Consider the following 13,835-nt stretch of genomic DNA (forward strand, 5'->3'; position numbering starts at 1 on the left):
GCGAACGGCTCCCGTGGGGGAGGCGGGTGCCGGGTGCCCACCGGAAGCATCTCGACCATGAACACGGGTTGGACGTATCGGTGAGCGGCACCGCGACACCGGTTGAGACGGGCCAGATCGGTGCCAAATGGACGGCGGTGCGCGTAGTGGCCGGCTACGGCGCCGCCCTGTCGCTGTCGCTCTATCTCCTGGTGAAGGTCCTCTGGGTGGTGGCGGCGCTGCTCGGGAGCACGCCGTCCGCCTTCACCGATGGCGCCGACTGGGTTCTGTTGAACGCGGTCACCGTCGCCATGTCGGTCGTCGGCGTCGTTCTGGGGCTGGTCCTCGCGCAACGACGGGCACGTCGCGTCCCGGCGCCACCGCTGGTCTTCTTCGCCTGGATGGCGGCCGGGTTCCTCATACCGATGATCCCCTACATGCTGTTCGGCGCGGTCCTCGGAGGAGGCGGGGGAGGCGGCGACCCCGGTGGCGGGGATGCCGTCCCGTCCTGGGAGATGGCCTTCATCGGCATCGGATTCGGGGGCATGGCCCTGGGGCTGGCCATAGCGCTCCCCATCTACATCCGGGAAAGGTGGCCGGCCGCGTTCCTCGGACGCGTCGGTGACCACCGGCCGGTGCCCCTCGGCCGATCCCATCTGCGAGCTCTGTACATCCTGGTCGCGGCACTGGCCCTCCTCTGGGCGCATTGGGCGGCGGGCGGAACGCTCGGCCTCGCCCCCGCACACCGCGACCTGATGAACGCCGACGGACGGCTGCTCGCCGGCAACTCCGCGCTCTGGGCCGTCATGGGCGCCGCCGCGATCCGCACGGTCGCGACAGGACGGCCAAGGATGCCCCGGTGGATCCCCATGGCAGTGGCCTTCACGTCGTCGGGCTCGCTGTTCGCGTGGGCGGCGTGGAAGCTCCCGTGGGCCCTCCTCCGGCCGGGCCGCTACGCGGGCGCCGAATATCCGGCCGTTTCCGTCGTCCAGTACGGGCTGAGCATCACCGCCGGAATCGTGATGCTCGCCGCGCTGCTCAAGGTCGCGCGGCCGCGCCGGAGCGGGGTGCGGTGATTCGTGATTCGCGTTCGGTCGACGCGCGCCCGTCACCGTCCCCCGCCCCGGCTTCCCCTCCTCGCCACGGGGGTGCCTGGAAGGAGAGTGGGTCGGGGACCACGTGGTTCACCCGGCCCCGGCGAAGGTCACCCGGATCGAGTACAGGTCGCCGCCCGAGCCCGTGATGAACAGGTTGTTGCGCTTGGGGCCGCCGAAGGTGAGGTTCGAGGCCGACTCGGGGAGGCGGAGGCGGGCGATCAGGGTGCCGTCGGGGTCGTAGCAGTGGAGGCCCTCCATGGCCGCCGCCCACACCCGGCCGTAGCAGTCGAGGCGGATCCCGTCGAACCAGGCCTCGGCGAAGACCTTGCCGCCCGCCAGAGTCCCTTCCGCGGTCACCTCGAACACCCTCAGCTGCCGCTTGCGGGTGTCCACGATGTACAGCAGCGACTCGTCCGGCGAGAAGGCCAGGCCGTTCGGCCGGACGAAGTCGTCGGCCACGATCGACAGCTCACCGGAGGCGGGGTCGAGGCGGTAGACGTGGTCGCCGCCGATCTCGCTCTCGGCCGGGCTGCCCTCGTAGTAGCCGGTGATGCCGTAGCGCGGGTCGGTGAACCAGATCGTGCCGTCCGAGCGGACCACCACGTCGTTGGGGCTGTTGAGGCGCTTGCCCCGGTAGCGGTCGGCGAGGACGGTGACGGTGCCGTCGTGCTCGGTCCTGGTGACCCGTCTGGCGCCCTGCTCGCAGGTGATCAGCCGGCCCTCGAGATCGATGGTGTTGCCGTTGGCGTTGCCCGACGGGGTGCGGAAGACGCCGACGGCGCCGGTGGTCTCGTCCCAGCGCAGCAGCCGGTCGTTGGGGATGTCGCTCCAGATCAGATAGCGCCCCGCGGGGAAGTAGACGTTGGACGACATCGATCGCACGCTCGTGGCCGAGCTGCAGCGCGACGCCGCGCAGTCCTATGCGGCGCTGGGGCGGGCGGTCGGGCTGTCGGGCGGGGCGGTGCACGAGCGGGTGCGCAAGCTGCGCGAGCGCGGGGTCATCCGGGCGACCACGGTCGAGGTGGATCCCGTGGCGCTGGACCGGCCGGTGCTGGCGTACGTGATGGTCGGCGCCGACGCGTGGATGGGGGAGTCCGGGGACGCCTTCGCCGGGATCCCGGAGATCATGGAGGCGCACGTGATCGCGGGGGAGGCGTCGGTGCTCGTGAAGGTGCGTACGGCGACCACCGAGCAGCTCCAGGACGTGCTGCGGCGGATCTACGGCATCCAGGGAGTGGCGAATACCCAGGCGATCGTCGTGCTGGAGACCTTCTTCGAACGCCCGGTGCGCCCGTGACCGACAAGGCGCGTACGGAAGGGGCCGGCCACACGAAGGTAGGGACCGGCCGTGCCGAAGGTCGGGGAGCGCCCTCCCGATCTTGATCGGGCGGACGCGGAGCGCCGAGACTCGATCGCCATGAAGGACATGCTCACCGAGGCCGCCCGCCGCCTCGGCGTGACCGGGGCGCAGGCCGCCGTGATCGCCGGGGGCGAGCTGCGCGTGGCGGCGACCGGGACGGCCAACGCCGAGCTCGGCATCCCGATGGACCCGCGCACCCTGATCCAGATCGGGTCGACCACGAAACTGCACACGGCGGTGCTGGTGATGACCCTCGTGGACGAGGGCCTGGTGGACCTGGACGCCCCGGTCAGGCGCTACCTGCCGGAGCTGCGGCTGGCCGACGAGGAAGCCGCCCGGTCGGTGACGCCGCGCCACCTGCTCTCCATGACCAGCGGGATCGACAACGGCCGCTACGACGGCGACCACGACGACCCCCTCGGCTACCTCTCGACGTTCGCGGACATGGACATGCTGTTCGCGCCGGGGAACGGCTACTCGTACAGCAACGCCTCGACGGTCGTCTCCGGCGCGCTGGTCGCCCGGATGACCGGGCTGAGCTGGGACGAGGCGCTGCGGCGCCGCGTGTTCGAGCCGCTCGGCCTGCGAGACCGCCTCACGCTGTGGGAGGAGCTGCCCTACCACCGGATCGCCGTCGGCCACGCGCCGGACGGCTCGGTGGTGCGGCCGTGGGCACTGGCCCGCGGCTCGGGGCCGGCGGGGAGCACGCTGTGCTCGACGGCCGCCGACCTCGCCCGGTTCGGCGAGCTGTTCCTGCGCGACGGCGGCGGTGTGCTCTCGCCCGGCGCGTGCGCCGCGATGCAGGTCCCCCAGGTGGCGCTGCCGACCAGGCGGTTCGCGGACGAGTGGTGCCTGGGGCCGTACCGGCGGGACTTCTCCGGGCTGGAGGTCTTCGGGCACAGCGGGACCAACCTCGGCGGCTCCTCGACGCTGCTGTGGGCGCCGTCCACCGGCACCGTCGTCGCGGTGGTGTGCAACACGCCGCACGCCGGTTACCCGCTGGCCGCCGAGGTGGCCGCCTACGTGCTCGGCTCCGCTCCGGCGGACGTCGAACCGGTCACCCGGCGGACCGCCGACCCCGGCCGGTACGAGGGGCGCTACGCCGCCTGCGACCTGCGCTACGACGTGACCTCGGCGGACGGCGTGCTGACCGTGACACTGGAGGAGGCGGCGACCGGGCGGACGAGTCCGCCGGTCGCGCTGCTGCCGCTGGACGGGGACCGGTTCCTGCCCGAGGTGGACCTGTCGGGCGGCCGGGGCTGGGATCTGGCCTTCGTGGTCGAGGACGGCACCGCCGTACGCCTGGTCAGTGGGGCGTTCGCCGCCCGCAGGGTCCGGTGACCCCGCTCAGGGACGGGGCTCACTCCCGGGAGATCAGGCCGGCGTCGTAGGCCAGCAGCGCGGCCTGGGTGCGGTTGGCGCAGCCGAGCTTGGCGAGCAGCCGCGAGACGTATCCCTTGACCGTCGTCTCGCTCAGGAACAGCCGGCCCCCGATCCCCGCGTTGGACAGCCCCTCCGCCAGGCAGGTCAGCACCTCGGTCTCCCGCTCGGAGAGCCCGGCCACCAGCGCCCGCGCGGCGCGCCTGGCCGGCTCGCCGGGTGCGAAGGCCGAGAACAGCCGCCTCGCCATGGCCGGCGAGATGACCGCGTGGCCCTCGGCGGCGACCCTGACCACGCCGGCGAGGTCCTCGGGGTCGGTGTCCTTGAGCAGGAAGCCGAACGCGCCCGCGCGCATCGCCCGCACCGCGTACTCGTCGAGGTCGAAGGTGGTCAGCATGATGATCTTCGGCGGGTCGGGCAGCGCGCAGGCGCGCTCGGTCGCGGCCAGGCCGTCCACGCCGGGCATCCGGATGTCCATCAGCACGACGTCGGGCGACAGCCGGACGATCGCCTCGACGGCCTCGGCGCCGTCGTAGGCCTCGCCCACCACCTCCAGGTCGTCGGCGCGCGACAGGATCGCGCGCAGGTGGGCGCAGACGATGCGCTCGTCGTCCACCAGCAGCACTCTGATCATCACGCCTCCCCCTTGCCGGGCAGCGTCGCGAGCAAACGGAAGCCGCCGTCCTCGGTCGGGCCCGCGGAGAACACGCCGCCGACCAACTCCACCCGCTGTCGCAGCCCGAGCAGCCCGGCACCGGACGGTGGCAGGTCCTCGGGCGGCGGCGCGGCCGCGGCAGGGTTGCTCACCGCGACGCGCACCCCGCTCTCGTGGCGGCTCAGCCGTACGCGCACGGGGGCGCCGGGGGCGTGCTTGCGCGCGTTGGTCAGCGCCTCCTGCACGACCCGGTACGCGGTGCGGCCGAGCGGCGCCGACACCTCGATCCCCTCGTCCTGGTGCAGCGACACGCGCAGCCCGGACTCGGCGACGAGCCGGGAGACGTCCAGCAGGCTCGGCGGGGGAGCGAGGTCGGCGGGCTCGCTGTCGTGCAGCACCCCGACGACCTCGCGCAACTCGCCGAGCGCGCGCCGGCCCGTCGTGCGCAGCTCCTCGGCCGCGGCGCGCACCTCCGGGGTGGGCGCGGCCATCCGCAGCGACCCCGCCTGCAGGACCATCAGGCTGACGTGGTGGGTGACCACGTCGTGCATCTCGCGGGCGAGCCGGGTGCGCTCCTCGGCCCTGGCCTGCTCGACCAGCAGCCGCTGCTCGCGCTCGGCGCGCTCGGCCCGCTCGGCGAGCGCCGTGTTGAGCCGCCGCTGGGTGTCGGCGTACAGGCCGAGCAGCGTGGCGGGCACCACGATCAGGCCGCAGATCGAGACGATCTGCAGCAGCGTGCTCAAGTCGCGGGCTTCCCACAGATGGCACAGCACGAGCAGCGCCAGCGCGGACACCGCGAGCAGCAGCCGCCGGTCGCCTCGATGGGCGCCGAGCGAGTACAGCGCGAACGGCATGGACAGCGGCACCTCGACATAGCAGAGCGGGATCGTGGCCAGGACCACTGCGAGGGGGAGGCGCCGCCGCACGAGCAGGAGCGCCGCGCCGGCGATCTGCACCCAGATCCCGTGCCACCGCACCTCGGGGACCAGCGCCATCGGCACCGCCCCGTTGATCGCCAGGTCGCTGCCGACGCCCACCACGCCCACCGCCACGGCCAGCGCGACGTCGCCGGCCAGCCTCCTGACCCCCGCATTCATGTAGGAAACGCTACCGGCGCGGGCCGAAGGGCCGGATGCGACGAAAGTAGGTTCCACCCCCCCACCTTTCCCATCGGTCCGCACCCCAACGGCCCTCGTGCGCCGCCGCCCCGGCACGTGATCATCGTTCGGCATGAACGATCCTTCGCGCTCAGCCGATCCGCTGAGCAGGCAGGACGCCCGCGCCGTGCTGGGCGTCACCGGCGGGAAGGGCGACACGGCGCCGCTGCTGCGCACACTCAGGGAGCACGGCGTCGGGCTGTCCTTCATGGCGGCGCTGACCGTGCTCGCGGTCGTGGACAACTTCCAGACCCAGGCGTTCGGCGTGCTCGCACCCGAGGTCGCCGCCTCGTTCGGGATGAACGCCGGCTCCCTGTCGGGGATCGTCGCCGCCCAGGGCGTGGCGGCGGGGCTGGCGCCGTTCGCGGTGGCGGCGCTCCTGCGCCGCTATCCGCACCGGGTGCGGCTGGCCGTCGGCACCGGGTTCGCCTGGAGCCTCACCACGCTGTTCACCGGCTCGGTGGTCGGGCCGATCTCGCTGGCCGCGCTCATGGTGCTGAACGGCGCGAGCACCGGCACCGTGGCGCTGCTGCACCCGCCCCTGCTGATGGACGCCTACCCGCCCGCCGCCCGGATGCGGGTGATGTCGCTGTACTCGGCGTCCTCGCCGCTGGCCGGGATCCTGGCGCCGCTGGTCATCGCCGGGCTGGTGTCATGGCTCGGCATGGACTGGCGGGCGGTGTTCGCCACGCTGGGCGCCGTGTCGCTGGTGGCCTGCCTGTACGCGCTGCGGCTGCGCGAGCCGGCGCTCGGCCGCTGGGACGTGGCCGAGCTGCGGGCCAGGTCGCGGACGGCGGCGGAGTCCCCGGCCCAGGAGCACCTGCCCGGCTTCTGGGGGACCGTGCGGCGGGTGCTGCGCGTCCCGTCGGTGCGGCGGATGTGCGTCGGCTTCACCGCGATGGGCGCGCTGGCCGTGCCGTACGGCGTTGTGGTCTCTACGCTCCTGGAGCATGACTACGGCCTGACGCCCGGACAGCGCGGCCTGTTCACCAGCGCGGGCGCCGCGGTGTCGATCGTGGCGCTCGCGGTCTTCGGCGGCCGGGCGGAGGCGGCTTATCGGGCGGGGCCGGCGCGCTTCATGGCGCTGTCCGGCGGCACGCTCGGGGCGGCCGCGGCGGCCTTCGGCCTGTCGGCGGTCGTGCCGAACCTGTGGCTGATGCTCACGCTGCTCGCGCTGGGCCAGGCGCTGCTCGCGGTGATCGGGCCGTGCCTGTTCATCGGCGCGCTCTCGGTCGTACGGCCGGCGGACCGGGCGCACGCGATGGCGGCCCTGGGGCTGATCATCGCGCTGGGCGGGCTGATCGGGGCCGGGCTGCTCGCCCTGTCCTCGGTGGCGCTCGACCCGCGCGGCGGGCTCCTGCTGCTGCTCGTCCCCGCGGTCGCCGGGGCGTTGTTCGTCGCGACCATCCACAAAACCCTCATGGGCGATCTCGACGCCCTGATCGATCACGCGATTGGAGAGACCGAATGATTGAGGCGTATCGCCGTGCCGAGGCGCTGCATCCGTCGCAGGAGCCGAGGCTCGTGCACCGGGCGGTGATCACCCCGGTCTGGGAGGACGGATCGTTCTCCTACCAGGTGAGCACCCCCGACGGTCCCTCGCTTGTCCGGATATTTCCGGACAAGCGGGAGCGGGTGGAGGAGGGGGCGCACCCGGCGGCGGAGCCCGTGCTGCCGCCCGAGCTGACCGGCGTCCAGACCTCGCCGGACGGGGGCCACGCCGTCTCCGTCGAGGACGGGAACCTCGCGGTGAACGGCGTGCGGATCACCCACGACGGCGCGGAGGGCCACGCGTACGGCCTGCCCAGCGACCAGAACCGGCTGCCGATCGTGGTCGCCCAGGCGGGCATGACCACGCCGCCGCTGCTCGTCTGGGCCCCGGACGGGCGCAGGTTCGTCACGCTCCGTGTCGACCAGCGGCACGTGCCCACGCTCACCCTCACCCAGTCCTGCCCGCCGGGCGGAGGGCCCCGGCCGCTCGCGCACACCCTGCACTACGAGATGCCGGGCGACCCGCTCCCCACCTTCCAGCAGATGATCTTCGACGCGGAGACCGGTGACCGGGTCGACATCGCCATCGAGCCGCTCACCTTCACCCACGACGCGCCGCTCGGCGTCGGCAGGGTCTGGTGGGAGGACGACGACACGCTCTGGATGCTGTACGGCACCCGCGGCTACCGGGCCGCCGTGCTGTACCGGATCGACGCCAGGACCGGCGACGCGACCGTGGTCCTGGAGGAGCGGAGCGAGACGGTGATGTACTCCGCGCCCACCATCGTGGAGGCCCCGCTGGTGCGCACCCTGGGCGACGAGGTGCTCTGGTACTCCGACCGCTCGGGCTGGGGCCACCTCTACCGGTACGCGGGCGGCGAGCTGAAGAACGCCGTGACCGAAGGCGAGTGGCTGGTACGTGACGTGCTCCGGGTGGACTGGGACGCCCGCGAGGTGCTCTTCGTGTCCGGCGGACACGGCTCGAACCCGTACGACCGGCGGCTCTGCCGGGCCGGCCTGGACGGCGGCGGCGTCACCGTGCTCACGCCCGAGGACGGCGACCACCACGTCCAGGTGTCGCCCGACGGCCGCTGGCTGGTCGACACGTACGCCACGCCGGGGACGCCGAGCGTCACCGTCCTGCGCGACGCCGACGGAGCGGTCGTGATGGAACTGGAGCGCGCCGACCTGAGCGCGCTGGAGAAGGCGGGCTGGCGGGCGCCCGAGCGGTTCACGGCCAAGGCCGCCGACGGCGTGACCGACGTGTACGGCCTGCTGTTCCTGCCCGGCGACTTCGACCCGTCCCGGCGCTACCCGATCCTCGACTCGGTCTACAACGGCCCGCAGATCCCCCGGCAGCTCCGCACGACGCTGCGCGGCCACTCGCTCGACCCCTGGCTGCTCGACCCGGCGGCCGGGGCGGCGTCTCTGGCCGCGCTCGGCCTCGCCGTGGTGGTGCTCGACGGGCGCGGCACGCCGTACCGGGGCAAGGCGTTCCAGGACGCCTCCTACGGGGACCCCGGGGTGTCGGTGGGGCTCGCCGACCACGTGGCGGCGATCACCCAGCTCGCGGCCGAGCGGCCCTACCTCGACCTGGACCGGGTCGGGATCGCCGGCCACTCGGGCGGCGGCGCGGCCACGGTCCGGGCGCTGCTGACGCACCCCGAGTTCTTCGGCGTGGGCGTCGCCTCCGCCGGCGACCACGAGCACAGCGGCTACTACGCGATCTGGGGCGAGACCTACCAGGGGCCGCCGCCGCAGGACTACACCGCCGACTCACTGGTGCCGCACGCCGAGCGGCTGAAGGGCAAACTGCTGATCCTCTTCGGCGAGATGGACGACAACTGCCATCCCGCCCTGTCGCTGCGCCTCGTCGACGCGTTCATCCGGGCGGACGCCGACTTCGAGATGCTCATGGTGCCCAACGCCGCGCACGGCTACCTGCACGCCGAGGCGCACGTGCTCCGCCGCCAGTGGGACTTCCTCACCCGCCACCTGATCGGCGCCGAGCCGCCGGCCGGGTACCGGATCGACCCGACCTTCGGAGGGGCCGCGTGACCATCGACCCGCTGGACCCGGACGCCCTGCGTGCCCGCCTGGACGAGCTGGCCCGGGAGCACGGGATCACCGGCGTCGCGATCGCCGTCGCCGCCGGAGACCGGACGGCCGAGGCGGCGGCGGGCCTGCTCAACACCCGCACCGGGCGGCCCGCGACCACCGACTCACTCTTCCAGATCGGCTCGATCGCCAAGGCGTGGACGGCGACCCTGATCCTCCAGCTCGTCGGCGAGGGACGGCTCGACCTCGACCGGACCGCGCAGTCCGTGCTGCCCGAACTGGGGCTGCCGGAGCCGGTGACGATCAGGCAGCTCCTCGCGCACACCGGCGGCTTCGAGGGTGACGTCTTCGTGGACACCGGCCGGGGCGACGACGCGATCGAGAAGCTGGTCGCGCTGCTCAAGGACGTGCCGCGGCTCGCGCCGCCCGGGGCGGTCTGGTCCTACAACAACGCCGGATACGTCGTGCTCGGCCGGATCGTCGAGGTGCTGCGCGGCGTGCCGTACAACACGGCGCTGCGCACCCACCTGATCGCCCCGCTCGGCCTGACCCACGCCGCGACCTGCGCCGACGAGGCGATCCTCCACGACACGGCGGTCGGTCACGCGGACGGCGAGCCGGTGCCGGTCTGGTCGCTGATGCGGTCGAACGACCCGGCCGGGGCCAGCCTGGCGATGCGGGCCCGCGACCTGCTGGCCTTCGCCCGCGCCCACATGCGCGGGGACCCGGCCGTACTGCCCGCGTCGTTGGGGCGGCTGATGCGGGAGCCGCAGGTCGCGCTGCCCGATCTCGGCCGTCCGGGCCACTGGGGGCTCGGCTGGGAGCTGCCGCGCTGGACCGGCGGAACGGTGGTCGGGCACGACGGATCCACCCCGGGGCAGGCCGCGACGCTGCGGCTGGTACCCGGCGCGGGAGTGGCCGTGGCGCTGCTGACCAACGGCGGCGACCCCGACCCGCTGCGCGCCGGGCTGGTCGAGCCGATCCTGCGCCGCCTGGCCGGGGTCGTGCCACCGGAGCCGCCGGTGCCCCCGGCCCCTCCGCTGCCGATCGACGTCCCGCGCTACGCCGGCCGGTACGTTTCGGACGTGATGGCGTGGGAGGTGGCCGGGGACGAGGCCGGACGCCTCTGGGTGACGGCCACGCCGCTCGGCGTGATGGCCGAGCACGGCGGACCGCAGCGGTTCGAGGTGGTCCGGCTGCGCGGCGACACCTTCGTGTTCGCCGAGGCCCGGGGCGGCGTCCACCCCGTGGTCGCCTTCGTCGGTGACGGCGACCGGCCGCCCTTCCTGCACACCGGACGGTTGAACGTCCGCATATGACGCCACGCCCTGCCCCGCGGCCTGTGGGCGGGCCGCGGGGCAGGGCGCTCGGCCGTCCGAGGGGCTGGAGTTCCAGGCGTAGCTTGGAAGTGGAGACGAGGAGGGCGATGGCCATGCCCACTGCTCGAGAGCTCAAGGACGCGCTCTTCGAGGCGATGAACGCCCACGACCTGGAAAGGGTGCTCGCCTGCTACTGCCCGGACGCCGTCTACGTGACCCCGGCCGGCGTCGCCGAAGGGCACGAGCAGATCGCCTGGCAGTTCGAGCACCTCTTCAAGGCATTCCCCGACCTGCACATCGCGGCGTGGTACAAGGTCGAATGCGACGATCCCGCGGTCACGGAGTACACGCTCGTCGGCACCCACACGGGGCCCTTCCTCCTGCCCGACGGCGCCGAGACCGCGGGGACCGGCCGCCGCATCGTCCTCCGCGGCGCCTGCGCGTGCGCGACCGAGAACGGCCGGATCATCACCGACCGGGACTACTACGACCAGCTCGAGCTGTACTGCCAGCTCGGCTTCCACCTCGAACCCGGCCCGGCCGCCTGATCCCGCCGCGCGGCGGGATCAGGCGTGACCCGGCGGGCTCAGGAGAGGTCGAACTGGTCGTCGCGCCACTCGGCGGCCGGCCGGTCCTGCGCGTGCCGCTCCTCGCGCTGGCGCAGCTCGACCCGGCGGATCTTGCCGGAGATCGTCTTCGGCAGGTCGTAGAACTCCAGGCGGCGGACCCGGAGGTAGGGCGGCAGGTTCTTCCTGGCGTAGGCGAGGATCGACCGGGCCGTCTCCTCGTCGGCCACGTGACCCGGGGCCAGGGCCACGTACGCCTTGGGCACCGCCAGCCGGACCGGGTCCGGCGCGGGGACCACGGCCGCCTCGGCGACGGCCGGGTGCTCGATGAGCACGCTCTCCAGCTCGAACGGGCTGACCTTGTAGTCCGAGGCCTTGAAGACGTCGTCGGTCCGCCCGATGAACGTGATGTAGCCGTCGGCGTCCCGGGCGGCGACGTCGCCGGTGTGGTAGTAGCCGCCCGCCATCGCCTCGGCGTGGCGCGCCTCGTCCCCCTGGTATCCGGTCATCAGGCTCAACGGGGCCAGGGACAGGTCGAGGCAGAGCTCGCCTTCCGCCTCGCCGGAGAGCACCGCGCCGGTCACCGTGTCGACGAGCACGACCGGCACGCCCGGCAGCGGGCGGCCCATGGATCCCGGCTTGAGGCGCTGCCCCGGCGTGTTGCCGACGGACGCGGTGGTCTCGGTCTGCCCGAACCCGTCCCGGATCGTCAGCCCCCACCTCTTCTCGACCTGGGTGATGACCTCGGGGTTCAACGGCTCTCCCGCCCCGACCGCCTCGCGCAGCGCCGCCGGGGGCTCGGACAGGTCGGCGTTGATCAGCATCCGCCACACCGTGGGAGGAGCGCAGAACGTGGTCACGTTCTCCGCCCGCAACTGCGCGAGCAGCCGCAGCGGGTCGAAGCGTGAGTAGTTGTAGACGAACACGGTGGCCTCGGCGAGCCACGGGGCGAAGAAGTTCGACCACGCGTGCTTGGCCCACCCCGGCGAGGAGATGTTGAGGTGGACGTCCCCGGGCCGCAGCCCCAGCCAGTACATCGTCGACAGGTGACCCACGGGATAGGACACGTGGGTGTGCTCGACGAGCTTGGGCCTGCTGGTCGTGCCCGAGGTGAAGTAGAGCAGCAGCCGGTCGCCGCTCGCGTTGCCCGGATGCGGCAGCGGCGCGGCCTCCAGTTCGTACGCCCCGGCGAACTCGCGCCAGCCGTCCACCGCCCCTCCGACGACGACCTTCAGGTACGCCCCGGGGACGGTCGCGAACTTCGGCGCGTCCACGGCGTTGCAGACGACCGCCTTCGCGTCGCCGCGCTCGACCCGGTCGGTCAGCTCGGCGGGGCCGACCGCTGTGGTGGTCGGCATGATCACGGCGCCGAGCTTGATGATCGCGAGCATCGTCACCCACAGCTCGATCTGGTTGCCGAGCATGACGAGGACGCTGTCGCCGCGGCCCACCCCGCCCGCCGCGAGGAAGCGGGCCACCTGGTCGGAGCGGCGGCACAGCTCGGCGAAGGAGTAGGCGGCCCGGCCGCCGTCCTCCTCGACGATCACCAGACCAGGGCGCTCGTCATCGCGGGCCCAGGTCTCGAACCAGTCGTGCGCCCAGTTGAACGTGTCGCCCAGGTCGGGCCACGAGAACGTCGCGACGGCGTCGTCGTAGGCCGTCCGCAGGTCGAGCAGCCGGTCGCGCGCGGCTCGCAGGGCAGAGGTGGGGTCGGGTGACATCGCGGCCTCCTTGGTCGTCCGCCGCACATCGTGACCGTCGTCACGCCGTCGTGGCACCCCCCGATGGGGGTACGCGGGCGGGGGCCGGGGGATGTAGGCGGATCTCAGGGGGTTTCAGAGGACTTCACTGGTCTTCACAGGTCTTAAGCGGACTTGGGAGGGCTTCGGGGGACTTCAAGGGATGAGGCCGTGGCGGCGCGCGACGACGACGGCCTCGTGCCGGGTGTGCGCGTCCAGCCGGAGGAGGATGTCGCGCATGTAGCTCTTGACCGTCATGGGAGATATGCCGAGATCGGCCGCCACGCTCGCGTACGTGCGGCCCGTCGCGACCAGCGACAGGACGGCCAGCTCACGGGCGCTGAGCACGGGGATCTCGCCGGACACCTGTCCGGACGAGGCCGGCGGGGGCGGTCCGGACGCCTCGTCGAGGAGCGCGGCGATCCGCTCGCGGAGCGCCGCGTCGGAGGTGCTCCGGTGCAGTGCGTGCAGGCCGGAGTGGACCTTGCGCAGCCGTTCGAGGGCCGTGGCCCGCGTCCGCTCGACGGCCGCGAGGCGGGCGGCCACCCGCCGGTCGATCTCGTCCTCGACGGCCAGTTTCCGCGCCAGCGCGCGGGCCGCCGCCGAGGTCGCGATCTTGAGCCGGTCGCCCAGGCCCGGGCTCTCCCGGACGGCGGCGTAGATCACGCCGCGGACCGTGGCGCCCACGACGACGGGCGCCGCGACCGTGGCGCGGATCCCCTCGGTGAGCACCGGGAGGTCGTAGTCGTGGGAGATGTCGTGGGCCGTCCGGTAGTCGTCCACGCCGACCACCCGGCGCTCGCCCAGCGCCCGGCCCCCGACGCCGGCGCCGGGCGAGACGGTGAGCCCGGACAGCAGGCCGGTGCGGGTGCCGTCGAAGTGCTGGAGGCGCAGCCCGCCGTCCATGACAGGGCCGCCGAACGCGATCGGGGCGCCGGTGGCCTCGCGCAGTGAGCGCAGCTCCTGCCCCCACGCGCGGGGGACGTCCGGGGACGCCTCGCCGTGAAGCGTGACCATGCCTCATCTTGCCCCGG

The 13,835-nt window shown here is 73.3% G+C and carries 12 protein-coding genes; 7 read left to right on the forward strand and 5 right to left on the reverse strand.

Going from position 1 to position 13,835, the window contains the following annotated elements; genetic code table 11:
* The first annotated feature begins 137 nt into the window (after positions 1 to 137).
* Complete coding sequence (locus tag AWQ68_RS35340) at positions 138 to 1,055, forward strand: hypothetical protein (protein ID WP_218007178.1); 918 nt, start codon at positions 138 to 140, stop codon at positions 1,053 to 1,055.
* Positions 1,056 to 1,163: 108 nt separating this feature from the next.
* Here AWQ68_RS35340 and AWQ68_RS35345 read toward each other — a convergent pair whose 3' ends face one another.
* Positions 1,164 to 1,949, reverse strand: a complete 786-nt coding sequence (locus AWQ68_RS35345) for an SMP-30/gluconolactonase/LRE family protein (protein ID WP_084464762.1) — start codon at positions 1,947 to 1,949, stop codon at positions 1,164 to 1,166.
* Here AWQ68_RS35345 and AWQ68_RS35350 point away from each other — a divergent pair.
* Positions 1,939 to 2,373: an Lrp/AsnC family transcriptional regulator gene (locus tag AWQ68_RS35350; RefSeq protein ID WP_066949474.1), complete on the forward strand. Its 435-nt coding sequence runs from the start codon at positions 1,939 to 1,941 to the stop codon at positions 2,371 to 2,373. The genes AWQ68_RS35345 and AWQ68_RS35350 overlap by 11 nt on opposite strands.
* Positions 2,374 to 2,493: 120 nt before the next feature.
* Positions 2,494 to 3,777: a serine hydrolase domain-containing protein gene (locus AWQ68_RS35355; protein ID WP_157546232.1), complete on the forward strand. Its 1,284-nt coding sequence runs from the start codon at positions 2,494 to 2,496 to the stop codon at positions 3,775 to 3,777.
* A gap of 19 nt (positions 3,778 to 3,796) precedes the next feature.
* Here the strand turns inward: AWQ68_RS35355 and AWQ68_RS35360 are convergent, their stop codons facing one another.
* Together AWQ68_RS35360 and AWQ68_RS35365 are read right to left on the reverse strand one after the other, a co-directional pair.
* Positions 3,797 to 4,450 (reverse strand): response regulator, encoded by a 654-nt coding sequence (locus AWQ68_RS35360; RefSeq protein ID WP_066949480.1) that lies wholly within the window; start codon positions 4,448 to 4,450, stop codon positions 3,797 to 3,799.
* Complete coding sequence (locus AWQ68_RS35365; protein ID WP_066949482.1) at positions 4,450 to 5,568, reverse strand: sensor histidine kinase; 1,119 nt, start codon at positions 5,566 to 5,568, stop codon at positions 4,450 to 4,452. Before AWQ68_RS35365 ends, AWQ68_RS35360 begins: the two co-directional genes overlap by 1 nt.
* Before the next feature lie 133 nt (positions 5,569 to 5,701).
* Here AWQ68_RS35365 and AWQ68_RS35370 point away from each other — a divergent pair, with 133 nt between their 5' ends.
* The 4 genes from AWQ68_RS35370 to AWQ68_RS35385 all read left to right on the forward strand — a co-directional run bounded on the left by AWQ68_RS35370 (position 5,702) and on the right by AWQ68_RS35385 (position 11,044).
* Positions 5,702 to 7,099, forward strand: coding sequence for an MFS transporter (locus AWQ68_RS35370; protein WP_066949485.1), 1,398 nt, complete (start codon positions 5,702 to 5,704; stop codon positions 7,097 to 7,099).
* Complete coding sequence (locus tag AWQ68_RS35375) at positions 7,096 to 9,177, forward strand: S9 family peptidase (protein WP_066949487.1); 2,082 nt, start codon at positions 7,096 to 7,098, stop codon at positions 9,175 to 9,177. The genes AWQ68_RS35370 and AWQ68_RS35375 overlap by 4 nt, the downstream gene beginning before the upstream one ends.
* Positions 9,174 to 10,496, forward strand: a complete 1,323-nt coding sequence (locus AWQ68_RS35380) for a serine hydrolase domain-containing protein (RefSeq protein ID WP_066949490.1) — start codon at positions 9,174 to 9,176, stop codon at positions 10,494 to 10,496. Before AWQ68_RS35375 ends, AWQ68_RS35380 begins: the two co-directional genes overlap by 4 nt.
* Positions 10,497 to 10,609: 113 nt before the next feature.
* Positions 10,610 to 11,044 carry an ester cyclase gene (locus tag AWQ68_RS35385; RefSeq protein WP_066949574.1) on the forward strand — a complete coding sequence of 145 codons (435 nt, stop codon included), beginning with the start codon at positions 10,610 to 10,612 and terminating at the stop codon, positions 11,042 to 11,044.
* A gap of 38 nt (positions 11,045 to 11,082) precedes the next feature.
* Here AWQ68_RS35385 and AWQ68_RS35390 read toward each other — a convergent pair whose 3' ends face one another.
* Positions 11,083 to 12,783 (reverse strand): AMP-binding protein, encoded by a 1,701-nt coding sequence (locus AWQ68_RS35390; protein WP_066949493.1) that lies wholly within the window; start codon positions 12,781 to 12,783, stop codon positions 11,083 to 11,085.
* A 174-nt stretch (positions 12,784 to 12,957) separates the two neighbouring features.
* The gene (locus tag AWQ68_RS35395) at positions 12,958 to 13,818 is read right to left on the reverse strand and encodes a helix-turn-helix transcriptional regulator (protein WP_066949497.1); all 861 of its coding nucleotides are present in this window, start codon (positions 13,816 to 13,818) and stop codon (positions 12,958 to 12,960) included.
* Positions 13,819 to 13,835 lie beyond the last annotated feature (17 nt).

This window comes from Microtetraspora fusca, assembly GCF_001570365.1.
Taxonomy (GTDB): domain Bacteria; phylum Actinomycetota; class Actinomycetes; order Streptosporangiales; family Streptosporangiaceae; genus Microtetraspora; species Microtetraspora fusca.